This is a genomic window from Kluyvera sp. 1366 (assembly GCF_054823405.1).
Genome location: NZ_JBTRDW010000005.1, coordinates 449377 through 471439 on the forward strand (window position 1 = coordinate 449377; position 22063 = coordinate 471439).

General features: G+C 55.6%; 19 protein-coding genes and 1 pseudogene. 7 read left to right on the forward strand and 13 right to left on the reverse strand.

Translation table 11 applies throughout. From position 1 onward, the window contains the following. The first annotated feature begins 44 nt into the window (after window positions 1-44). From ACVLVH_RS13900 to ACVLVH_RS13915, 4 genes are all read left to right on the forward strand, one after another. Complete coding sequence (locus ACVLVH_RS13900) at window positions 45-926, forward strand: sugar phosphate isomerase/epimerase family protein (protein WP_007888450.1); 882 nt, start codon at window positions 45-47, stop codon at window positions 924-926. Between the two features lie 141 nt (window positions 927-1067). After that, the gene (locus ACVLVH_RS13905) at window positions 1068-2087 is read left to right on the forward strand and encodes a LacI family DNA-binding transcriptional regulator (protein WP_280172379.1); all 1020 of its coding nucleotides are present in this window, start codon (window positions 1068-1070) and stop codon (window positions 2085-2087) included. 101 nt (window positions 2088-2188) lie between these two features. Further along, window positions 2189-3070, forward strand: coding sequence for a glutathione-dependent disulfide-bond oxidoreductase (gene yghU, locus ACVLVH_RS13910; protein ID WP_498949553.1), 882 nt, complete (start codon window positions 2189-2191; stop codon window positions 3068-3070). Next, window positions 3070-3360 (forward strand): DUF1330 domain-containing protein, encoded by a 291-nt coding sequence (locus ACVLVH_RS13915; protein ID WP_110868107.1) that lies wholly within the window; start codon window positions 3070-3072, stop codon window positions 3358-3360. Before yghU ends, ACVLVH_RS13915 begins: the two co-directional genes overlap by 1 nt. A 45-nt stretch (window positions 3361-3405) precedes the next feature. On the opposite strand, the gene ACVLVH_RS13920 is transcribed toward ACVLVH_RS13915, so the two are convergent. Further along, window positions 3406-4857, reverse strand: coding sequence for a methyl-accepting chemotaxis protein (locus tag ACVLVH_RS13920; protein ID WP_498949555.1), 1452 nt, complete (start codon window positions 4855-4857; stop codon window positions 3406-3408). Between the two features lie 242 nt (window positions 4858-5099). Here ACVLVH_RS13920 and ACVLVH_RS13925 point away from each other — a divergent pair, with 242 nt between their 5' ends. Further along, on the forward strand, window positions 5100-6026 hold the full coding sequence (locus ACVLVH_RS13925) for a glycosyltransferase family 2 protein (RefSeq protein ID WP_192412603.1): 927 nt from the start codon (window positions 5100-5102) through the stop codon (window positions 6024-6026). Window positions 6027-6070: 44 nt separating this feature from the next. On the opposite strand, the gene ACVLVH_RS13930 is transcribed toward ACVLVH_RS13925, so the two are convergent. From ACVLVH_RS13930 to ACVLVH_RS13950, 5 genes are all read right to left on the reverse strand, one after another. Then, window positions 6071-7318: an O-antigen ligase family protein gene (locus ACVLVH_RS13930; protein WP_192412605.1), complete on the reverse strand. Its 1248-nt coding sequence runs from the start codon at window positions 7316-7318 to the stop codon at window positions 6071-6073. Beyond that, on the reverse strand, window positions 7319-8287 hold the full coding sequence (locus ACVLVH_RS13935; RefSeq protein ID WP_192412607.1) for a glycosyltransferase family 8 protein: 969 nt from the start codon (window positions 8285-8287) through the stop codon (window positions 7319-7321). Between the two features lie 197 nt (window positions 8288-8484). Further along, window positions 8485-9399, reverse strand: coding sequence for a substrate-binding domain-containing protein (locus ACVLVH_RS13940; protein ID WP_101762333.1), 915 nt, complete (start codon window positions 9397-9399; stop codon window positions 8485-8487). Window positions 9400-9484: 85 nt separating this feature from the next. Next, the gene (locus tag ACVLVH_RS13945) at window positions 9485-10264 is read right to left on the reverse strand and encodes a TIM barrel protein (RefSeq protein ID WP_110868111.1); all 780 of its coding nucleotides are present in this window, start codon (window positions 10262-10264) and stop codon (window positions 9485-9487) included. Next, window positions 10264-11283 carry a Gfo/Idh/MocA family oxidoreductase gene (locus tag ACVLVH_RS13950; RefSeq protein WP_101762335.1) on the reverse strand — a complete coding sequence of 340 codons (1020 nt, stop codon included), beginning with the start codon at window positions 11281-11283 and terminating at the stop codon, window positions 10264-10266. Before ACVLVH_RS13950 ends, ACVLVH_RS13945 begins: the two co-directional genes overlap by 1 nt. 197 nt (window positions 11284-11480) lie before the next feature. On the opposite strand from ACVLVH_RS13950, the gene ACVLVH_RS13955 reads away from it, so the two are divergent. Next, a complete protein-coding gene (locus ACVLVH_RS13955; protein WP_498949557.1) occupies window positions 11481-13436 on the forward strand; it encodes a sigma-54-dependent Fis family transcriptional regulator in 1956 nt (651 codons plus the stop codon). Between the two features lie 64 nt (window positions 13437-13500). Here the strand turns inward: ACVLVH_RS13955 and ACVLVH_RS13960 are convergent, their stop codons facing one another. The 3 genes from ACVLVH_RS13960 to ACVLVH_RS13970 are packed head-to-tail and all read right to left on the reverse strand — an operon-like array spanning window position 13501 to window position 16791. After that, complete coding sequence (locus tag ACVLVH_RS13960) at window positions 13501-14184, reverse strand: SDR family NAD(P)-dependent oxidoreductase (protein WP_498949559.1); 684 nt, start codon at window positions 14182-14184, stop codon at window positions 13501-13503. Further along, window positions 14181-15368, reverse strand: coding sequence for a sialidase family protein (locus ACVLVH_RS13965; RefSeq protein WP_312464380.1), 1188 nt, complete (start codon window positions 15366-15368; stop codon window positions 14181-14183). Before ACVLVH_RS13965 ends, ACVLVH_RS13960 begins: the two co-directional genes overlap by 4 nt. 1 nt (window position 15369) lies before the next feature. Next, window positions 15370-16791, reverse strand: a complete 1422-nt coding sequence (locus ACVLVH_RS13970) for a sodium:solute symporter family protein (RefSeq protein ID WP_137385003.1) — start codon at window positions 16789-16791, stop codon at window positions 15370-15372. 269 nt (window positions 16792-17060) lie between these two features. On the opposite strand from ACVLVH_RS13970, the pseudogene ACVLVH_RS13975 reads away from it, so the two are divergent. Next, window positions 17061-17276: pseudogene (locus ACVLVH_RS13975) on the forward strand (isocitrate/isopropylmalate family dehydrogenase); the annotation flags it as partial. A 14-nt stretch (window positions 17277-17290) separates the two neighbouring features. Here the strand turns inward: ACVLVH_RS13975 and ACVLVH_RS13980 are convergent. The 4 genes from ACVLVH_RS13980 to ACVLVH_RS13995 form a co-directional block, all read right to left on the reverse strand. Beyond that, window positions 17291-18619 (reverse strand): glycoside hydrolase family 28 protein, encoded by a 1329-nt coding sequence (locus ACVLVH_RS13980; RefSeq protein WP_498949561.1) that lies wholly within the window; start codon window positions 18617-18619, stop codon window positions 17291-17293. A 79-nt stretch (window positions 18620-18698) separates the two neighbouring features. After that, entirely contained in the window at window positions 18699-19514 is an 816-nt protein-coding gene (locus ACVLVH_RS13985) for a carbohydrate ABC transporter permease (RefSeq protein ID WP_101762341.1), read from the reverse strand. Beyond that, a complete protein-coding gene (locus ACVLVH_RS13990) occupies window positions 19514-20386 on the reverse strand; it encodes a carbohydrate ABC transporter permease (protein ID WP_101762375.1) in 873 nt (290 codons plus the stop codon). The genes ACVLVH_RS13985 and ACVLVH_RS13990 overlap by 1 nt, the downstream gene beginning before the upstream one ends. A 59-nt stretch (window positions 20387-20445) precedes the next feature. Next, complete coding sequence (locus ACVLVH_RS13995; RefSeq protein WP_217550004.1) at window positions 20446-21789, reverse strand: ABC transporter substrate-binding protein; 1344 nt, start codon at window positions 21787-21789, stop codon at window positions 20446-20448. Window positions 21790-22063: the final 274 nt, after the last annotated feature.

A 22063-nucleotide genomic window follows, 5' to 3' on the forward strand; every position in this document is an offset into this window, starting at 1 on the left:
GGTCATCATCAAAGTCCGCACCGCTTAACGCTCAGGAGAAAACAATGAAAATCGCTTTTGATGTGGATGTAATCAGGGATCTCGGCATCACGCGCATGGTGCATCAGGTGGCGGAATGGGGCTACAAGTACATCGAGCAGTCGCCGCACCCGCAGATCAATCCGTTTTATAAACATCCGAAAGCCAGCCGTGAAATCATGCGCGAATACAAAAACGCGCTGAATGCCACCGGGCTGGAGATCTCCTCGTTCATTACCGTATATCGCTGGTCCGGCCCGGATGAACTGCGTCGTCAGGCGGCGGTGAAGAACTGGAAACGCATGATCGAGATTGCCGTCGAAATGGGCGTGCAGGTGATCAACACCGAGCTGTCGGGCAATCCCAACGAGCCAGAAATTTGTGAAGAGATGTTCTATCGTTCGATGGAAGAGCTGCTGCCGATCATCGAACGTGAAGGCATCCGCGTCGAAATTCAGGCGCATCCGTGGGATTTCTGTGAGCAGAGCAACGAAACTGCAGACATTGTGAAGTCGTTCCGTAGCGAAAACGTGAAGTACATCTACAGCGCACCGCACACCTTCTATTACGACAAAGGTGTGGGCGATGTGAAGAACATGCTGCATTACGCCGGCGACGATCTTTCGCATATGTTGATCGCCGATACCATGAACCACACCAAGCACTGCCGTTATATCGTCAACCCGCCAGGCGTGGATGCCACCATCCACCAGCACGTGGCGGTCGGTGAAGGCGAAGTGAATTTCGATGCGCTGTTTGAAGCACTGCGCGAGATGAATTTTGCCAACCGCACCTTTAAGGTTGGCGGCGAGTCGATTATCTCGGCGGCGCTGTTCGGTTATCCGGAGAAGATGAAGTATCAGGCGGTGGAAACCCGCGAGCTGATTGAGCGTGAGCTGTTGGGATAGTTGAGTGCGCGCTGATGCCCTCACCCTAACCCTCTCCCACCGGGAGAGGGAACGGGATGGTGCGGCTTGCTCGATCGGTCCCTTCTCCCGCTGGCGGGAGAAGGTTAGGATGAGGGCCCGCCCTATTGGAATGCACGCAACATGAAAGCAGTGACGCTGGCCGAGCTGGCAAAACAACTGGGCGTCGGTGTCGCCACGGTTGACCGGGTACTCAACGATCGCGGTGGCGTATCGCCCGCCATGAGCAAAAAAATCCTGCAGGCAGCGCGTGACGCCGGTTTAAAACGCATTCTGCCCGAGGAGCATCGCCATCCGTGGCAGATCGAAGTGCTGCTCAGCGGCAACGCCTCCTTCTTCTTTCAGCAATTAGCGCAAGACTTTGCCAAACTCGCCGACCAGCTCGGTTATCGCCGCCTGCGTCTGCATCGCACGCTGATCCCGGAAAATGCACCGGAAAAACTCGCCGCACACATCACCGCCAGCAGTAAAAAGATGGATGCGCTGATCGTCTTCGCCCATCAAAACCCGCTAATCTACGATGCGCTCGCCGCCTGTAAAGCGCGCGGCGTGCCGGTGATCACGCTGGTCGCCGATCTGCCAGATGCCGCGCGGCTGTGCCACGTCGGTATCGATCAATACAAAGCCGGGCGCACCGCCGGTTTGATGCTCGGCAGCATGCTGTCGCAGCCGGGTGAAGTGGTGTTGATGAGCGGACGCGCGGATTACGCAGCCCACCGCCTGCGCATTGAGGGCTTTCAGGCGGTGCTGGCCGAACGCTTTCCGCGGCTGCGCCTGCGCGAGATTCTTGCCGGTCAGGATGAGCGCGAACGCATTAGCCGCCTGTTAGAAAAAACGCTGGCCGCCTCGCCGCCGATTGTCGGGCTGTATAACACCGGCATTGGCAACACACAGGTGCACGAAGCGCTGGCGCGTCATCGTCTCGACGGTAAAGTGCTGTACGTCACGCACGAGTTGTACAGCACTACACGCCGACTGTTGCAGGATCGCGTGCTGAACCTCACCCTCGATCAAAACACCCTGCGCCATGCTCAGCTCGCCTTAACGCTGATGCTGCGGCATCTGGAAGAGGGCGACATTCCCGACACCTATCAGCCTGGTAGAGTGGACTTTATGCTGTTTACGCAAGAGAACTTTACATAATCGGACTTTGCGTCCCACCGCCAGCGCGGTTAAATCGCCTGTATCACGCGCTGCTACACTCAGTAGCAGCAAAAATACAATCACAACAAGGCGAAACCACTATGTCGGAACATCAGTATCAGCCCGCGAAAGTCTGGATCTGGGACCCGGAAGCCAAAGGTAACGGCGCGAAAACCAACCGTCCAACCGCCGGGCCGACGCATGACAAAACCTTGCCGATCGGCAAACATCCGCTGCAGCTATACTCGCTCGGCACGCCAAACGGCCAGAAAATTACTATCCTGCTGGAAGAGTTACTGGCGGTGGGTGCCAATGACGCCGAGTACGATGCCTGGCTGATCCGTATCGGCGATGGCGATCAGTTCTCCAGCGGTTTTGTCGATGTAAACCCGAACTCGAAAATCCCGGCGCTGAGCGACCATTCCGTCACGCCACCGCAGCGCGTGTTTGAATCCGGCAATATCCTGCTCTATCTGGCCGAGAAGTTCGGTCACTTTCTGCCGACCTCGCTGGCAGGCCGCACCGAAACCCTGAACTGGTTGTTCTGGCTGCAAGGTTCTGCGCCGTATCTCGGCGGTGGCTTTGGCCACTTCTATCACTATGCGCCCGAGAAAATCGAATACGCCATCAACCGCTTTACGCTGGAAGCTAAACGTCAGCTGGACGTGCTGGATCGTCAACTGGCCGACCATCGCTTCCTCGCCGGTGACGAATACACCATCGCCGATATCGCCACCTGGCCGTGGTACGGCAATCTGGTGCTGAACAACCAATATGGCGGCAGCGAATTCCTTGATGTGCAGTCGTACAAAAATGTGGTGCGCTGGGCAAAAGAGATTGCCGAGCGTCCGGCGGTGATTCGCGGGCGTAAAGTGAATCGCGCCTTTGGTGCCGAGCCGCAGGATCAGCTGCTGGAGCGCCATGATGCCGCCGATTTCGATAACAACACTGAAGACAAACGCCAGGCGCGAGGAGAGAAATAATGGCTGCATATGTGGTGTTTATTAAGGACGAAACCTTAGACCAGGACGAGATGGCGACGTATGCCGAGAAAGCCGGACAGGCGCGCGGCGACCATCCCATCACCCCGCTGGCGTTTTATGGCGCCCTGGAAACGCTGGAAGGCCCGGAAGCGGAAGGCGTGGTGGTGCTCGAATTCCCGGATGCTGAGGCGGCGAAAGGCTGGTATTTCAGCCCGGCGTATCAGGAAGCCAAAGCGCATCGCCTGAAAGGCGCGAAATACCGCGTGCTGCTGGTTAATGGCGTAGAGTAACTAACGCAAGGTCGCCATTCATGGCGACCTTTGCAAAGGTCACGCTTATCCCAACTTAAATAACGAAATCGCCTGCTTCAGCGCATTGGCCTGCTGCTGTTGCTGCTGCGCCACTTGCAGCGTTTCGGCCACGTGCTGCACGTTATGATGCACGCTGTGATCAATGCTATTGATGCTCTGCTGAATCTGCTCAATGCTCAAATTCTGCTGCTCACTCATCGCCGACAGTTCCGTCACCAGCTGCGATAACCCGCTAATACTGCTGTGAATCTCGCGCATGGTTTGCGCCGCATGCTCCACCTGCACGGTGCCGTGTTCGGTGCTGGTGGAACTGGCATCCATCAGTTGACGGATTTCGCGTGCCGCACTTTCGCTGCGCATCGCCAGATTACGCACTTCGCTGGCGACCACGGCAAAACCGCGTCCCTGATTACCGGCACGCGCCGCTTCCACCGAGGCGTTCAGCGACAGAATGTTGGTTTGAAACGCAATGCCGTCGATCAGCTCCAGGATGATCTTCACCCTTCTCGACTCTTCGCTGATTTTCTCCATCGAGCGAATCGCCGACTGGATATTCTCTTCACCACGCGTCGCCACCGCGCGGGTTTCACTCGCCAGCTCGCACGCGCTTTGCGCTTTGTCCCGGGTTAAGCTGGCAGCGATACTGATTTCGCTCATAGCGCTGGCCGCCACTTCCAGCGCTTGCGCCTGCTCGTCGGTACGCGTCGAGAGCGCGGCGTTGCGCTCCAGAATGCTGTCGGATTCCGCCAGCAGTTGACCGACGCCGTCGCTGACCTGATGCAAAGTGCCGTGTAGGGTCCCAAGCGTAGTACTGAAGGTGCGCGCGAACGGCGTTTCACTCTGCTGAGTATCGGCACGCAGCGTGAGATAACCGGCTTGCTGATTAATGTGTGCCGCCAGTTGCGCCACTTCGCTGGCCGAGCGCGCATCCGCTGCCATCTGGCGTGCAATCACCAGCAGCATCGCGGTTTGCACCACGACAAACAGCGCGTGGAAAAACACCATGTCCCAGCCGGGATGATGAAACACCACCACGCCAAACAGATCATTTTCCTGCAGATAATTGAATAACACATGATGCGTGGCTGCCGCCGCAGCGCCCATTAATAACGGGCGCACATCTCGCCACGCCAGCAGCGCCGACATCAACACAAACACCGAGAAGTGGTACTCGGTTGCGCCACCGCCAACCTGAATAAGCAGCCCAGCCCAGCCGATTAACAGCGCGGATAAGACCAGCCGCGACGTGAGCGTACCGCGCAGCACGGTGCCGAAAAACGTCGCCAGCAGCGCCAATACCAAACCCGCAATTAGCGCCACCAGCACGCTGTCATTTAGCCAGCCAACGCCAAGTGCAATCGGCAACAGCGCCCAACTGAGGAACACCGCCAGGCTATCCGCGCGCTGTGCGATACGTTTGAGCGAAACCATCTCCACCGGCGAAGCCGCCGGGCCTGACAAGGGCGTTGCGATCATGACATTTTTCCACACAAGAAGTTGATCGTAGAGCCCCAAAATCGTGGGGCAAAGCGCACGGACTCAGTGGTAAAAAACATCGGCAAGGCGGGAGGAAAGTTTAGTTGTGCTGATTAACGACGCGCAGAGCTGTGAGTATGATTACCTAAACCATGCAACACAATTTCATTCCCTTCAGCGTAGAAAGCGATAGACTTGTTAGCAATGAATGCTCTCAGAACATTAACGGATAGATGCTAACTATGGATTCACCTTGCACTCTCAGCGTCCTGGTCACGGCTCACAATTGCGAAAAATACATTGTTGAGACGTTAAACAGCCTCAAAAAGGCCTGCTCTGGCGTTGAGGATGCGGTCGAGGTTGTGTTGGTGAATGACGCATCCACAGATAACACCAGCGCGTTGCTGCACAGCTTTGCCGCTTCATTCAGCCAGGTGAAAATTTTTGACGTGATGTTCCGTAACATCGGCAAAGTGAGAAATTTTGGCGTCAGCAAATGCAGCGGCCACTTTGTCACGATGCTGGATGGTGACGATCAGCTTTTGCCGAACTCTTTTGCTGACATAGTGCAGTTTTTGCAGGCGCAACAACCCGATATTCTGCTGGCGCCGCTGAATGAAATTTATGAAAAGAAGACCAAACTACAACAGTGGAAAGGTTTGCAGGTTAACGCCTTGTCGCAACATCAGGTGATTGAAAAATTCCTCATCCATCGTGATATTCAGGCGCATTTTATCGGTCAGTTTATTAAACGCTCGCTGTTGGAAGATAACCATTTCCCTGACTTCAGTTGCTACGAAGATGCGTATTTATTCCCCTCGATTCTGAAAGCCAGTCAGACGATATTTTTAGCGAAGCAGAGCCCGTATCTCTATTTCAAACGAGAAAAAAGTCTCTCCAGCGCGCTGGATGCCGATAAAATATCGATGCTGATCAAAGCCACGCAACAGATGGATAATGTGCTCGGTGAAAGCTACCGCAACCTGCTCGCTTGTCACTGGATCAATCTGGCGCATAAGTTTTATCCGCTGATTAACGATGAACATGAGAAACAGGTGGTGAAGCAGGCGATTGAAAACGTCTCTTTCGTTTCATTTTTGCTGGACAGTAAAGTCAGATTTAGTTTGAAGAAAAAATATCTGAGAATGAAATTGCGGAGAATGAGCTGAAGCGTTGAGAAAATCGGTCGCCTTCAATGGCGACCTGACAAATATTAGATATGCGTTCGGGGCTTATGCTGCATCAGCGCATAGCTCATAATAATCGATGCCATCAGAATAAACACTGAACTGCTTTGAATCCATACGGTATCGGTCAAACCGAATATAAAAATGGAAACAGGAAGCAGCGCGACATCCCATGCCCGACGACGCATTGCCGCCACAATTAAACCCACATAAAAAAGAATCAGGGTGACAGCACCCGCGATACCTTGCAGCGAAAGCGTTTCTAAAAAATCATCGTGCAAGTGATACATCACATTTTTATAAGCCTCAGGATTAGCGCGTTCATAGGTTTTAATATAAACGCGCGCTTTATCCGTTCTGTCATCCGGACTTTGCCCCAGCAGCGACCAGGAAACGCTGTGATAGCCACTTTTCCAGATCGAGAAGCGCGCACCAATTGAGGTATCATTATTTTTCTGATAGCTGTCTATTTCGTTCTGGATGTTGTCCAACCGATGCATAATGGAGCTGGGCATGAAGAACAGCCCCCCCGCAATGCAAAGAACTAAAATCACCAGCGAATATTTTCCTGCCCAGCGATGAACCAGATAAAAACAGAGCAAGTATAAAACGGGCAGCACCAACACCGCCGCACGTGACTCAGTGAGGAACATCAGCAGCATATTCACCACAAAGATAGCGGTGAACAGCAGAATTTGATTAAGGCGGCGAACTATCACCTTATTCACAATAAACAGGGCAGTTAATGCTAACGCCGTCATCAGGTATGAAACGGTACCGGCTGAATCTGTGAGTAATTTGATGCGTTGCTGCGTCTGAGCATGTTCGTACCAGCCGGCGCCCAGCGTCAGCAGCAAGCCAAAAATTAACAAGCACACGCTAATGCGCAGGACTTTCGCTGACAAACAGTGACGCCACGCAATGAAAAAATAGCTGATAAAAGCGGAGATAATGAAAAGTTTACCGCCCTGAAAATAGTTATCCACTACATCGCTAAAATAGGCATCGGCATAAATACGCGACCATATTACCCTGACTATGCCCAATAATAGAATGGGAATAGCGACGATGAAAGCACTCTTATCGATAATGAATTTTCTTTTTATTCCCTGGGCCAGCAGAAAAAATAGCGTTAAATAACCCACCAGATAAAATGTTTTCTTAGGATATGCGGGGATAACTAACGAGGTCGCAAATGCCAGGGTTAACAGCAGAAAGCACAGCTGATAAATATTGCTTTCGGTTAACAGCGGCTTTAAACGTAAAGTCTGCACTCAAAAATACCTCATTTTAAAATACTTAATGCGCCAATAGAGTGCCGGCATCCATTGATGACTACGGAACAAAAATTTGTACATTCTCTTCGCTTGTTGCGCGTTTTTCGGTGTTTCAAAAGAGACGTCGGCTAATGGCGAAATCTGATAAAGATCGCGATAGTAATGGCCAACGTGCTGTTGATTCCACCGCTGCCAGGGTTTATCGGCACCCGCATAATGCAATAAGCAGGTATTTTTCGGCACATCCTGCGTATAGCCGCTATCATCGTGTGAGAGCATATTGATGGTATTAAAGCGCGTTTCCGTGAATATCACACGGTCCTCAAGCAACGTATTCAACGCATCCTGATCAAGATACTGGAATTGTTTTCCCTTTTCGCTAAGCAAACTAAAAGCGCGTTCACTGATCTGCTCTCGATTCCACTTTTGCACATCAATCAGCATCATGCCGGCATTAAAATAGCGCTTTCCACGCAAACCCACCTTTTCAGCCAACTGCGGTTGCAATGCCTCAATCTCGCCAACCACCAAGGCAATAACGTCAGCTGGCATGGCAATCTGCCATAATTCATCCAGAGGATTCAGACACACTATATCGGCATCGAGATAAAGCAATTTAGTGGCATGCGGCAAGATAAGCGGAGCGAGAAAACGATAATAGGTCGCGCGAGTGAATAACTCTGTGGTAGGGAACGCGCCAAACAAACTATCCTGAATAGGATGCAGCGTTAACCCATGTGGCGATCCTGCGAATATTTTTTCCAGACGCGCAGTATCAACTGCAGATATTTCCGAAGAGATAAGATGAAAGTGATAACGAACATCATTGGCATGCTTGATTATCGACATGATGGTAATCAGCGAGTGGCCAATGAATTTACCATCAACACCAAAAAAAATATGCCGGTCGCTGTGCGCGGGAAAAAGGTGCTGAGAATTTATGGTGTTGAGAATCTCTTTATCCATCCTGCACTTCTCTCCGGTCGAAAGCATGCGTTCTGTTAATGCATCATGCCTGAGCAATCATTAACCAGAGACAATTCTGGTTGCAGCCGGAGTTTATCAGTCAGAGTTAGGCAAATAAAGCGAAGTGGAGGAGGAATAAATCGGGTTTCCAGCGTAAAACTCTCCTGCGAGCAGGAGAGTTTTGGTAAATAAAAATGTTATTTCGCCGCGAACTGCGCATAGTTCTCAGGCGTGATGGTTTGATACGGAATCCAGTTGAACTCCTGCACTTTCTGCTTCTCCAGCAGCGCTTTAGTCACCTGCACCGCGCCGGTCGCCTGCCCTTTCGCGTCCTGGAAAATGGTCAGCGTCATTTTGCCGTTCTTCACGAACTGCTGACCATCCGGCGTGCCGTCGATACCGGCGACCAAAATCTTCTCATTTTTCGCCTGGTTGAGCGCCATGATGGCACCAATCGCCATTTCATCATTATTCGCCGCGATAGCGTCAATCGGGCGCTGATTCAGCAGCCAGCTCGATACCACATCCACCGCTTCGTTGCGCTGCCATTTGGCGCTCTGCTTTTCAATCACCTTCATATCCTTGTATTTGGCAATCACGGCTTCCACCGCGCGGGTGCGTTCACGCGCTTCCTCATTCGACAGCGCGCCCATCAAAATCGCCACGTTACCTTTGTAATTCATCTTCTTCGCCAGCGCTTCCATCTGCATTTCGCCGCCCAACGCCGAGTCTGAACCAACATACGCCATGTCGGTTGGCAGTTTCACTTCTGGCTTACGATTGACGAAGATCAGCGGAATGCCGGCATTTTTCGCCGCGGTAATCATTGGCAATACGCCTTGAGTGTCCACCGGATTGAGGATGATGGCATCGACACCCTGATTAACAAAATCATCCACCTGCTGCACTTGCAGCGCGACATCGCCTTTGGCATCAACAAACTGGCTATTGAGCTGGTTAGCTTTCAGCTCTGCCTGCATCTGGGTGCGCAGAATCGAGACGAAGTTGAGATCGAAGTTAGCCAGCGCGACGCCGACGGTGAAGGTTTTAGCGCTCACGCTCAGGCTGAGCAGCAGCGCGCAGAGGCACAGCATCACATTTCTGATGTTCATGGGTTAGTCCTGTAGGGTTGAGATATTATTATTCATTTCATGAAGTTAACGCCGGGTAACAGGCGAATACCCGGCGGTGGAACCGTTAAAGCGTGAAGTGATCGCGGAACTGCTGCAGCGCGGCGCCACTTTCGCCGCTGGCCCAGCCTTCCAGCGCCACGGTGCCCTGATAGCCAACATCGTGTAACGCACGGGCGATGGCGCGATAGTTAATCTCGCCGGTGCCCGGCTGCTGACGCCCCGGCACATCGGCCACCTGAATCTCACCTATCGCCGAACCACAGCGACGAATCAGTTCGATCAAATTGCCTTCGCCAATCTGCGCGTGATACAGGTCGAGGTTCATCTTCAGCGCCGGGCTGTTAACCGCTTCCACCAGCGCCAGCGTGTCGGCCGCCAGCGCGAACGGTGTACCGGGATGATCAACCGGCAAGTTAAGGTTCTCCAGCGTGAAGACGCGTCCGGCGCGCTCGCCCAGCTGCGCCACTTTGCGCAGCGTGTCGGCCGCTTTCAGCCACATCGCGCCGGTCACCACGTCAACCGGTTTAACCGGCAACCCTTTGTCATCCAGTCCGGTACCGTGCAGGTTCAACGCCGGACAGTTGAGCCGCTCGGCCACCGCCAGCGATGCTTCAGCACTTTGCAGCAGTTGCTGAATCTCATCATCATCGGTCAGGTTGCCGCTGAGGTAGCCGGTCATCGAGGTGAAACGCGCGCCGGTCGCCGCCAGCGCATCGATATCTTTGTTGGCCCAGCCCCAGATTTCGACGCCAAAGCCCAGTGCATGAATGCGTTTCACGCGCTCGACAAAAGGCAGATCGAGAAACACCATTTCGGCACACACCGACAGCTGATAACCGGCCATTAGCGACCTCCCAATTTGATCGGCTGCTGCTGCTGCACCGAGTCGATACAGGCCAGCGCGATTACCAGCGCGTTGCGTGCATCTTCACCGGTAGCGCGCGGCGTTTCGCCACTGCGAATGCAGCGGGCAAACTCGGCCATCTCCGCCACATAGGCTTCGCGCAGCAGGTCTGAATCCATGCGTGAGGTTTCAATCGCGATGCCATCCTGGTGATAGCGCACACAGTTGTTAACGTTGATATGGCCCGCCTGCAGCATGCCTTTGCTGCCGAACACTTCGCCGCGCACATCGTAGCCGTATACCGCCTGGAAGTTGGCTTCAGCGGTGGCGATCGCGCCGTTATCAAAGCGGATGGTAACCACCGATGTGTCGAGCAAGCCTTTGTCTTTGAAATCCGGACGCACCAGCGCATCGGCCAGCGCATAGACTTCCACCGGCTTCGCGCCAGGGTTAAAGTGCAGCAGCGTGTCGAAATCGTGGATCAGGGTTTCAAGGAAGATCGTCCACTGCGGGATGCGCGAAGGATCGTGCAGGCCCGGATCGCGCGTCAGCGATCGGCTCAGCTGCGTGGTGCCATTTTCACCCGCTTTCACCGCCGCGATCGCTGCAGCAAAGCCGGAATCAAAGCGGCGGTTAAAACCGACCTGCAACACCACGCCGGCCGCTTTCGCGGCAGCAATCGCGCGATCCGCCTCTTCCAGCGTTACCGCCATCGGCTTCTCACAGAACACATGTTTGCCCGCCTCAGCGGCAGCGATCACCCATTCGGCGTGCGTGCGCGCTGGTGCGGCAATCGCCACCGCCTCAATTTCGGGATCCTGCAGCAGCGCATGCAGATCGCTATAGGCTTTAGCGACGCCGAGCTTATTGGTCAGCGCGTCGGCCGCGCCCGGTTGCGGATCGGCCACCGCTGCGAGGATCGCACCCGGCACGCGCCAGGCCAGGTTTTCCGCGTGGAAGCTGCCCATGCGTCCGGCGCCAATCAGGCCGACGCGTACTGGCTTAAGATGAAATGTCATGACCTATTCCTTATTGTTTTGGATATGCTCATTCGAGCGCAGGGATGTGCAATCGGTAGTGCAAAGGCGATGCCAACTGCAATTCGCCGCTTTATGTGAGGCATGACACAGATATTGCTCACAATTTGGCAACAAAAATTACATGTCAACTTCACATGTCAATAAAATGGACATTCCATCTTGTTAAGGAGTGTCACATGCGTGCCAGTGAGCGTTTGCCGTTTAAAGATGAGAGCGATCCAATCTTCAGCTTGCCGGACAGCGCGGAGTTGGGCGAATGGGATACGTTGTTGTGGCAGGGCTGGCACAGCTTTGAACGCGGTGAACAGCCCGGCTGGATGCGGCACAGCATTTTGCAGTCGTGGCGGCGATCGCAGCAGCGCGCGATCGATCCCGCCACCTTTGCCTATGTTTCGCCACCCGCTGCGGAACTGACGGCGATCCTTGAGCACAATGCCGAGTTGATCCTCGCGGCGCGCAGCATCATGGAAAACCTGCTGGCGTATAACCCGGATGGCCACATCAATCTGACCGATGCGCAAGGCGTGACGCTGCACTTCTGCGGCGCGGATCTGACGCCGGTCGGCAGCATCCTGCGCGAAGAGGTGCTCGGCACCAATTGCACCGCGCGCTGCCTGATTGAGCAGCGGCTGGTGTACGTGTTGAGCGGCGAAAACTGGAAGCTGGATCTGCGCAAACGCCATCGCCAATGTGCTGCCGCACCGGTGCGCGATGCCAGCGGCCAGCTGCTTGGCGTACTCACGCTGACCGCCACGCCTGACAACTTTAATGCGCATACGCTCGGCACGGTGCAGGCGGCAGCGGAAGCGGTTGGTCAGCAGCAGATGCTGCGCCGTTTGCTGGCCGAGCAGCAGTCGATCCTCGAAACCCTGAACGAAGGCGTGATCGTCTGCGATCGTCACGGTCGCATCAAAACGCTGAATCGCTATGCGCGCCAGATCTTTAGCGGCCTCGATCCCAGCGCCGGACCGATCGACGTGCTGCTGCAACCGCAAGGCGGATCGCTGCTCACCATGCCGTTCTGCAATGACCGCGAGCTGCAATTTATGCCGGATGGCGTGCATCCCCTTTCCTGCCTGATTTCGCTGATGCCCGCGCCAGACGGCGGCCGCGTGCTGTCGCTGCGCGAGAATCAACGTATCCGCGCCATTACGCGCCGCGTGATGGGCGTCGGCGCCAGCTACACCTTTGAGATGATTCGCGGGCACGCGCCGCGCGTGCTGCAAGCGATTCAGAAAGCGCGCGCCAGCAGCCGCAGCGACAGCACGGTATTATTAACCGGCGAAAGCGGCACCGGTAAAGAGCTATTCGCACAGGCGATTCACAACGCCAGCCCGCGCCAGCAGGAAGCCTTTATCGCGCTGAACTGCGGCGCATTGCCACGTGATTTAGTGCAGAGCGAACTGTTTGGCTATGTCGACGGCGCTTTTACCGGATCGCGACGCGGCGGCTCGGCAGGCAAATTTGAGCTGGCCGATGGCGGCACCTTGTTCCTTGATGAGATTGGCGAGATGCCGCTCGAGGCGCAAACCAGCCTGCTGCGCGTGCTGCAGGAGAGCGAAGTGGTGCGAATCGGCGCGGCCCATCCCATCAAGGTCAACGTGCGCATCATCGCCGCTACCCACTGCAATCTGCTGGATGCGGTGGAAAAAGGCGCGTTCCGCCGCGACCTCTACTATCGCCTGAATGTGATTTCGCTGGAGATCCCGCCGCTGCGCGAGCGTCAGGAGGATATTCCCGGCCTGGTGAATACATTTATTCAGGCGCTCTGCACCCGGCTGAAGCGCATCGCGCCGCAGCTCTCCGCCGAGGCAATGCGCTGTTTACAGGCGTGGCACTGGCCCGGCAACGTGCGCGAGCTGGAGAATCTGGTCGAGCGCATGGTGAATCTGTGTGAAGGGCTGGAGATTGATCGCCACGATCTGCCGGAAGAGATGGTGCAGCGTAACGCGCCTGTCGCCAGCGAATTGACCTCGCTGCAGGAGAATGAACGCCAGCATGTGATGCAGGTGGTGCGCGAGCAAAAAGGCAACCTGCGCCAGTCTGCCCAGTTGCTGGGGATTTCACGCACCGCGCTGTATAACAAGCTGCATCAGTGGCAGGTGGATGTGGCGGGATTGCGGCGCGGTTAGGTGCGACTTATTGCCCTCACCCCAACCCTCTCCCTATGGGAGAGGGTTAGGGTGAGGGAAAAAACTACAACGACGCCCCACCACAGATCACCAACTCCTGCCCGGTAATCGCATCGGCGGCAGGCGACAGCACAAACCCTGCCAGCGCCGCCACTTCCTGTGGCTTGATATAGCGCCCCATCGGCGGCAGCTTTGGGGGTGAACTGGCGCGGCCGGGCTGCAGCAGCATGGGCGTCTCCGTCGCCCCCGGCGCAATCACATTCACCGTGATGCCTTTGGGTGCCAGTTCCGCCGCCCAGCTGCGCGCCATGCCCACCATTGCCGCCTTGGTGCTCACGTACTGGCTGCGATTCGCCGCGCCGCGTGACGTGCGGCTGCCAACCAGCAAGATACGATCGCCCTGCGCCATCTGCGGCTGCAAGACATTTGCCATTATCTCCGCCACCTGCACGTGCAGGTACCACAAACGCGCGCTCTGCTTCTCATCCAGCTCACCGAGCGGCGCAGCCGCCATCATGCCTGCGGCATGCACCAGCGCATCCACCTTCGGCAGCGCCAGTAGCGCCTGCTTCAGCAGATTGGCATCCAACAGATCCACGCTGACCGAGGTGAACGCTGGATGATCGTTCTGCACCGACGTGCGGCTAAAACCGGTCACCTGCCAACCTTGTTGCAACAGATGATCGGCGATGGCGGCGCCTATGCCAGAGCTGACGCCAGTTACCAGCGCGTGTCGCTGCCTGCTCATCCTTTCACCCAGCTTTCATCGACGCGCACATATTTAATCGCCTGACGAAAATAGGTGTAAGCCACATGCAGCGCGCCATCGTCACTTTGTTTGATGCTCGGATAGGAGAACTCGCGGTTAAGCTTTTGCTGCGAATTATTGGTCATGCAGTAGCCGTCGCCCTCGTCGAGATTACGCTGCCATGGCCAGCTTTTGCCGCCATCGGCGGAAATCGCCAGCGTCATTGGCGCGCGGGGTGCGCCCCAAAACGCGCTGCGTCCGCTGTGCACCAGCGGCTCTGCCGCTACCACCACATCGCTGTCATCCTCTTCATCTTCAATTTCGTCATATAGCGATAAGCGGCGCTCGCTGGCATCTCTGGCGCTCATGGCATTAAACACCAGCGCCAGATGGCCGTTGTGCAATGTCGTGACCTGAATCGACGAGTTGTTGTTTGGCAAGTCAGTCGCCAGCGGCGCACTCCAGCTTTCGCCGCCATCGGTGGAACGACTTTGATAGATGAAATCGGCCCAGCGGCTGCGATACAGCGCCAGTAAGCTGCCATCCTGCAGCAACGTGATGTTCATATGCACGCAGCCCAGGCTGTCTGGCACCGCCACATCGCGCCAGCTTTGGCCTTTATCACTGGAGATTTTCACCGCGCTGATATCGTCGTTACCCACCCATTTCACGCCAGGCTGAGTTCGGCAATAAAACACCGGCAGCAGCCAGTTACCGTTTGGCAGCACCACAATCGGCTGGCGAATAAAGGTGCCGGGCTGATCGAGCAAGGTGTCGATTGCCCCCCAGCTGCGGCCAAAATCGCGTGACTGACGATAGCGCACAATCGCGGTGTCCTGATTGCCGGATTTCTGCGCCGTCCACAGCAGCCAAAGCACCTGTTCGGGATCGAGGAACAGCAGCGGATTTTGCTCCGATCGCGTGGGATCGTCAGAGAGTTTTTCCGCCTCGCTCCACTGTGTGCTGCCGCTTTTCAGCCGCGAGCACCACACAGAAATATCGGCTATCCCCTCCTGCGTGCCGCCAAACCACACACACAGCAAGTCGCCATTGGGTAGCGGCAGCAGATTCGCCGCATGGTTCTGCGGGCAGACCGAAGGCAGCATCGCCGTGAGCTGTTGCGCATCCTGCGCGTGCGGATGGAGGTTACCGCTGCGTTCAACGGTAAGGGTTAAATCACTCATTTCAGGCTCCACTGTTTTGCATTGAAGATTTCGGGGCTTTTTTCTCATGGGTTTGGCTTGAAGGGATCAGGCGGTCAATCACCATGATGACCGCCGGCGTGATCAACGCCACGTACATGTTGTTGATACCTAATGGATCGCCGAGCAGATACCACACTGACGTCATGACACACGCACCAATCAGGCCTGCATTGGCGCCGCGCGTGCTTTTAAAGAACGGCAGGTAAAAGGCAATGATTGCCACCACTGAAATCGACAGCCGAATAGCGCGGGTGAAGAAGGAGAGCTTCAACACTTCCGGCACGAACAGCACGAAAATCAGCGGCAGGAAACCGATCAGCAGCGACAGCCAGCGCGTCATGCGGAACTCGCGCTCCGGTGTCGGATTGCGATAGGGCACGTAGAAATCTTTTACCACCAGCGAGGCAATCGCCAGCGCTACGGTGCTGACGCTGACAAAGATCGACGCCACGAGTGAGGTAGTGACAATCCCCGCCAGCCACGGACTCATGTCCTGCAGGAACACCGGCAGCGCATAGAGACTTTTAATATCGGGATGCAGGTATTTCGCCGCCACGCCAATCAGCGCGATAGCAATGGCAATCGGCATGCAGAAGAAGAACGCCACCCAGGTTGCACGTTTGGCGGACTCAGCACTTTTGGTCGAGGCAATCGCCTGAATCACAAACTGAGTACAGAAGATCGAGCCGATAGTACCAATCATCCAGGCGAAAATAGTGCTGCCGCCAACGTTGCCGTCCCACGTCCAGTAGAAATGCGGCATCTCTTTGATCATTGGGCTGACGCCGCCGGTCATGTGCAGGGCCACGCCGAGAATGATCAGAATACCGATATATTTCAGTCCGCTATGCAGCAGCGTGACCCAGGCGATGCCTTTCATGCCGCCGAACATAAAATAGAACGTACTGACGATCGCGGTGATCACCGCAGCGGTAGTGAGATCGAGGTTGAGCACCGTTGAGATCGCCGCCGCACCGCTAACGTAGTTACCGACGTTAACCAGCAATAGCGCATAGATCATGATTAGCGAGATGATGTTTTTGGTGGAGTTGCCATAACGTTCAGCGATCGCCGCAGAGATGGTGATTTTGCCGGTATTGTAGATGCGCTTTACCAGCAAAAAACCAAACAGCGGGAAACCGATAGCGGCACCAATCACCGACCATGAAGCGGCAAAGCCATCTTCGAAAGCTGCCTGAGCCGTACCGATGGTGGATTTGGCGCCGATGTATTCCGACATCAGCATCACGCCCACCACAAATGCCGGCATCACATTGGAGCCAGCCATAAAGTCGCCGCTGTTTTTACTGCGCAGACGCCAGGTGAGCCAGGTGGTGAACAGGATGTACGCAATGACAATCCCGACAATAATCACCATCCCTTCTGTAGAGAATTGTTTCATTTCAGCCTCATCGATAACGTAGGGTCGTGGAACGCGCTGGGCTTCACGCGTCCCGTTGATGAGGTGGCCGATGTTGTTATTCACCGTGTCTACGCACTTCGCCACCCCACTTATGCTTATGATTCATTTCGCTCAAATAAGAATGAATTTACGCATATTAGAGGCGTTTTATAGGCTAAACAGGGCTTAATTTGTTTGAGGTTGCTCACAAAGCATCAAATATGATTACAAATAATCAAAATCAACGCATTAATTACAGCACCTTTGAATCGGCACCTGACATCGCCGGTAAAGGCGTGAACAACCTGATTGGTCAGATTTGGAGTGGCGCGATGATGCTGGAGCACCTCGATTACGCCGAAGCGGGCGCAGCGGTGTTGGATGCCATCGAGCTTACGCTGGCGGCGGGCAACAGCCTGACGCGCGAGCTCGACGGCCGAGCGTCAACCGAGGAACTGGGCGCGGCTATCGCTGCTGCGTTGTAACCTCCAGGCGTGCCCTAAAGAATCTGCACTGTTTCCGCATGCCAGCCGTGGGGCAACGGCTGCGGGCGCGTAATCACCACGTTATGCAGCTGCAGATTCTCCACGCCGCGCGCAAACACGCCCGGCAAGCCATCCGGATAGGCGGCAACACCGTACGCTAAGCCCGATGCGCTATCCAGTTTGTACGCATTGTCGAGGCCCATGCCGGTCGGCGATTCGGGATTACACGGCGGGCGCACATCGTAATGTCCCTGATCCGCACCTGCTGCTACCACTTGCCGCAGCTGCACATTCACCAGCATCACATCACGAATCTGTCCCGGTTGTTCCGCATGCAGGTTAATTGCTCCTTCCATCACACCGCTGACGTTGCTGAATTGCAGTTGCTCAATGCTGCCCGGCGCTATCGCCGGATCGCGCGCGCGCACTGAAACAAACAGCGCATCGGCTTTACCCCAATGGCACGGCGGCGCGTGGCGGCAGGCCAGCGTGATATTGCTGAACAGCAAACGGCGGAACTGGCCGCCATCACGCGACAGCAAGCCAATCGCGCGGTTGGAATCAAAGAGGGTGCAGCCGGAGACGGTGACATCTTCCACGTCATCGAAGGTTTCGGTGCCAATTTTGAACGCGCAGCTGTAGGAGCGCAGCAGGCAGTTGCTGATCATGATTTGTCGCGCGGCACGTCGCAGATGCGCGGGTTTTTGGCTGGTTTTGATGCAGATGGCATCATCGGCCGCGCTCAGATAGCTGTTGCTGACAAACACCGCTTCACAGCTGTCGATATCCAGCGCATCGGTGTTCGGCATGCTCATGCTGTTATTGATGGTGAGATGGTCGACATGTACATGGCGGCAACTCACCAGATGTACCGTCCACATCGGCGCCTGAATGATGGTGAAATCTTGCAGCGTCACCTGCTCGCAATCCTCAAACACCACGATGCGCGGGCGCTGCGCACGCGGCAGGCGATAACCCTGCTCGTCCTTTTCCGCAGCAAACCACGCATCGCCGTTACCGTCGATCACCCCTTTGCCACTGATGCTGATATTGCGCTGCCCGACGGCGTACAGCAGCACATGCTGCGACAGTTCAGCCTGGCTCTGCGCCAGTTGCTGCTGATAATCCTCAACGCGTGAGCTGGCGAGCAACGTGGCGCCCGCTTCAAGATGCAGATTAATGTTGGATCCCAGCGTTAGCGTGCCGAGATGATAGCGGCCAGGCGGCACTGATAAGGTGCCGCCGCCGCGCGTTGCCAGATGATTGAGTGCGCGCTGGAAGCAGTGTGTATCCAGCGTTTCGCCATCGGCGATGGGGTAGAAATCAGCCAATGAAACGTGCATGCGGTTCTCCTGAATAGCGGCGATGCGCTATTGCAGCACGCGCCGCATGACCAAAACCTTTTGCTGGTGGACAAGATGGTTATTTCACCGCGCCTTCGGTGACGCCGCTGATAAATTTGCGCTGGAACACCAGGAACACCGCTACCAGCGGCAGGATGACAATCATCGCGCCCGCCATCAGCACCGGAATATCGATGGTGTTTTTGTTCTGGAAAAACATCATGCCGATCGGCAAGGTGCGCAGCTCATCTTTATTCACCAGAATCAGCGGGATAAGGAACTCGTTCCACGTCCAGATAAACAGCAACAGCGCCAGCGTGGACAGCGTCGGCCAAATCGCCGGCACCAGCAGGCCCCAGAGAATTTTGCGGCGTGAGGCACCATCCATCACCGCCGCTTCCACCAGCTCGCGCGGCACCTGCTGCAACGCGGTGGCAATCATCAGCGTGGTAAACGGCAGCGACAAGGCAATTTGCGGCAGAATCAGCGCCAGATAAGTATTGGTAAGGCCCATCCAGCGCAGCTCGTGATAGAGCGGAATAATAAAGGCTTCACTCGGTAGCACCATGCCAAGACCCAGCAGCGCGGCAACCACCGTTTTGCCGGGGATCTTCAGCCAGGCAAAACCGAATCCCGCCAGAATGCCGAGCAGGATGCTGCAGATCACCACCGGAATCACCACCAGCACCGAGTTCATGAAGTAGACGTTGAAATGTCCCTGCTGCCATGCGGTGATGTAGTTTTTAAAATTGAGCGACGAGGGCAAGGTAAACACGCCCTGAAATAGCTCCATCTGGGTTTTGAACGAGGTCATCAGCGCCATTAAAAACGGCAGGATGGTCATCAGCGCGACAATCCAGATCAGCGCGCGTGAGACAGTTGGCGTGCCGCGCATCAGTGACGCTCCCGTAGACATAGATGAATTAAGCCGTTGATCATTAACACAATCAGCATACTGAACACCGCCACGGCGGAGGCATAGCCGAAGTAGTGCAGGTCAAAGCCCTGCTTATACATAAAGATGTTGGTCACCATAGTGGACGTGCCCGGCCCGCCTTGCGTCATAACGTAAACCAGATCGAAGGCTTTCAAGCTGGCGATCACCGTCAGCAGCAGCGCGATACGCAGTTCCGGACGCAGCGACGGCAGCGTAATGCGCATAAATTTCTGGCGGCGTGATGAACCATCGAGATCGGCCGCTTCCAGCAGCGACGGATCCATGCGTTGCAAGCCCGCCATAAACAGCACCAGGCAGAAACCGAAGAAGTACCAGGTGGCGACAAAGCCGACCGCGGGTAGCGCCCAGGTAAAATCGCCCAGCCACGACTTCGCCAGCTGCGGCAAACCCACGGCGCGCAGGAACTGATCGATAGGGCCAAACGCCGGGTTATACAGCCAGCGCCACACCACGCCGAGCACCGCCATCGGCATGATGTACGGCAGGAAGAAGAGAATACGCAGCACGCTGCGCTCTTTGTTATTGCGCGTCTCATACAGGAAGCTGCACAGCAGCAGTCCAACGCCAATCGGAAACAGCGTGTAGAACAGCATCAGCAAGGCATTATTGCCGAGCGCCACCCAGAACACCGGATCCTGGAACATGCGCAGATAGTTGCCCATGCCGATGAAAATCGGCCACGAGGTGCCATCCCATTCGGTGAAGCTGATCCCTAACGAGGCCAACAGCGGCATCAGCAGAAACACCGCATACACCAGCACCGCGGGCAGAAGATAGAGCGCATTGCGCCAGGCAGATTTATTCAACATAACCGTACTCGCTTGCGGGCCTGTTCGCGGCCCGGCCACTTGCGCCGGGCCGTACGTCATCAGTGCTTGAGGGTTTTCAGGTAACGTTGATAGTTGTTATCGAAGTTGATCACCATCTGGTCGGCGGTTTGACGTCCCGCCAGCAGTAGCTGCACATTCTGATTCAGCTCAGCGTTCATGGTTGGCGTGGCCCAGTCGAGATAATGGCCGAGACCATCGTTGTCATTCAGCGTCACCCACACCTGATACGCTTCTGCCAGCAGCGGGTTATCCGCCGGAATCTGCGCATTTTTGCTGGTGCCGGCCGGCAGGAAGCCCACTTTCAGCCAGCGGTTCGCCATCTCATCTGAGACGATGTAATCGATGAACTTCGCTGCTGCATCCTGCTGCGCTTTGTCTTTGGCGGTGCTGGTGATGGAGAACGCCAGATCGGTGCCACCCACCATCAGCGGATGCTGCACGCCCTCGCCCGCTGGCATCGCGGCGAAGTGCAGATCTTTGTTGTCTTTAAACTGGCCGAGATACCAGGTTCCGCTCACCAGGAACGCTGCCTGACCATTCTGGAACAGGGTCGCCGCATCGTCGTGCCCAATGCCCTGGAAGCCGGGGAACAGATAGCCTTTGTCGTTCCAGCCCTTCATCATATTGGCGGCTTTCACCAGCTTGTCGTCTTTGAACGTGCCGCCCACGTCGTAAATCAGATCGTCGAGTTTTTTCCGGTCGCTGCTCTCAATCTGCGCTTCCCACAAGGTGCTGAGCAGCTGCTGGCCCATGTTGCCGTCGAGCAGGCCGAGCATCATCGGCGGTGTGCCGGCGGCTTTGAGTTTCTCCATCGCCTGTTCGAGTTCCGGCAAGGTTTTAGGCACCGCAACACCGGCTTTATCCAGCAGCGCTTTGTTGTAGTACAAACCCACCATCTCGCCGAGGCTCGCTACGCCGTAGAGTTTGCCGCTGCCGAAATCTTGTTTATCTGACCAGCGGTTACGTTTCAGGATTGAATCCGGAAAGCGCGTGGTCCAGCCGTAAGTTTTGGCGTAATCATCCAACGGCCACAGCAGCTTGTCTTTCACCAGCGAGCCCATATCGCCGCCGCCCTGATTCACCTGGGCGATTTGCGGGCCGTCACCGGCGGTCAGCGCCAGCTTAAGCGGAATGCGCGTGTCTTCGAAGGAGTGCACCGAACGCTGAATCACAATGCCCGGATTCTTTTGCTGGAACGCTTTTACCGCTTCATCCACCGCTTCGGTCTGCTGCGGATAGTTGTAAATGTCCCACTCATTCAGGGTAACGGCCTGCGCGGCTGCCATGGTCGCACCGAGCAGAATCCCGGCGGAGACCAGACGCGACACCGTGCGCAGTGAACTTTGCAAACGGGAAGGACGATTGGTTGAATCACACATCATGCTCGGTTTCTCCAACAGATGACTGGCATCCCTTCATCTCGACACCTGCGATTCCCGGCAGGTTGATTCAGCAGCGACAACGCACATAATTCATACTTACTTTATGCACAAAAGAAAGTCAAACATCACTACTGCGGAATTTTTGCTCTGTGATACAGTGCAAAGAGTAAGAAGAAAAGCCGCCAGAACAGCAGAGGATGCTGCGATTCAGCGCGCAAACCGGACAGCGCCGCACAGTAAAGCCTGAGCATCAGTATAAATCACTCAGCCCGGC

What these genes read in the sequence shown, in the direction of transcription:
- ACVLVH_RS13925 (WP_192412603.1), top strand. Translation starts at nt 5,100, where the DNA reads ATGGATTCACCTTGCACTCTCAGCGTCCTGGTCACGGCTCACAATTGC.
- ACVLVH_RS13990 (WP_101762375.1), bottom strand. Translation starts at nt 20,386, where the DNA reads ATGTTGAATAAATCTGCCTGGCGCAATGCGCTCTATCTTCTGCCCGCG.
- ACVLVH_RS13945 (WP_110868111.1), bottom strand. Translation starts at nt 10,264, where the DNA reads ATGGCCGGTTATCAGCTGTCGGTGTGTGCCGAAATGGTGTTTCTCGAT.
- ACVLVH_RS13985 (WP_101762341.1), bottom strand. Translation starts at nt 19,514, where the DNA reads ATGCGCGGCACGCCAACTGTCTCACGCGCGCTGATCTGGATTGTCGCG.
- ACVLVH_RS13960 (WP_498949559.1), bottom strand. Translation starts at nt 14,184, where the DNA reads ATGAGCAGGCAGCGACACGCGCTGGTAACTGGCGTCAGCTCTGGCATA.
- ACVLVH_RS13950 (WP_101762335.1), bottom strand. Translation starts at nt 11,283, where the DNA reads ATGACATTTCATCTTAAGCCAGTACGCGTCGGCCTGATTGGCGCCGGA.
- ACVLVH_RS13965 (WP_312464380.1), bottom strand. Translation starts at nt 15,368, where the DNA reads ATGAGTGATTTAACCCTTACCGTTGAACGCAGCGGTAACCTCCATCCG.
- ACVLVH_RS13995 (WP_217550004.1), bottom strand. Translation starts at nt 21,789, where the DNA reads ATGATGTGTGATTCAACCAATCGTCCTTCCCGTTTGCAAAGTTCACTG.
- ACVLVH_RS13940 (WP_101762333.1), bottom strand. Translation starts at nt 9,399, where the DNA reads ATGAACATCAGAAATGTGATGCTGTGCCTCTGCGCGCTGCTGCTCAGC.
- ACVLVH_RS13915 (WP_110868107.1), top strand. Translation starts at nt 3,070, where the DNA reads ATGGCTGCATATGTGGTGTTTATTAAGGACGAAACCTTAGACCAGGAC.
- ACVLVH_RS13955 (WP_498949557.1), top strand. Translation starts at nt 11,481, where the DNA reads ATGCGTGCCAGTGAGCGTTTGCCGTTTAAAGATGAGAGCGATCCAATC.
- yghU (WP_498949553.1), top strand. Translation starts at nt 2,189, where the DNA reads ATGTCGGAACATCAGTATCAGCCCGCGAAAGTCTGGATCTGGGACCCG.
- ACVLVH_RS13980 (WP_498949561.1), bottom strand. Translation starts at nt 18,619, where the DNA reads ATGCACGTTTCATTGGCTGATTTCTACCCCATCGCCGATGGCGAAACG.
- ACVLVH_RS13905 (WP_280172379.1), top strand. Translation starts at nt 1,068, where the DNA reads ATGAAAGCAGTGACGCTGGCCGAGCTGGCAAAACAACTGGGCGTCGGT.
- ACVLVH_RS13900 (WP_007888450.1), top strand. Translation starts at nt 45, where the DNA reads ATGAAAATCGCTTTTGATGTGGATGTAATCAGGGATCTCGGCATCACG.
- ACVLVH_RS13970 (WP_137385003.1), bottom strand. Translation starts at nt 16,791, where the DNA reads ATGAAACAATTCTCTACAGAAGGGATGGTGATTATTGTCGGGATTGTC.
- ACVLVH_RS13935 (WP_192412607.1), bottom strand. Translation starts at nt 8,287, where the DNA reads ATGGATAAAGAGATTCTCAACACCATAAATTCTCAGCACCTTTTTCCC.
- ACVLVH_RS13920 (WP_498949555.1), bottom strand. Translation starts at nt 4,857, where the DNA reads ATGATCGCAACGCCCTTGTCAGGCCCGGCGGCTTCGCCGGTGGAGATG.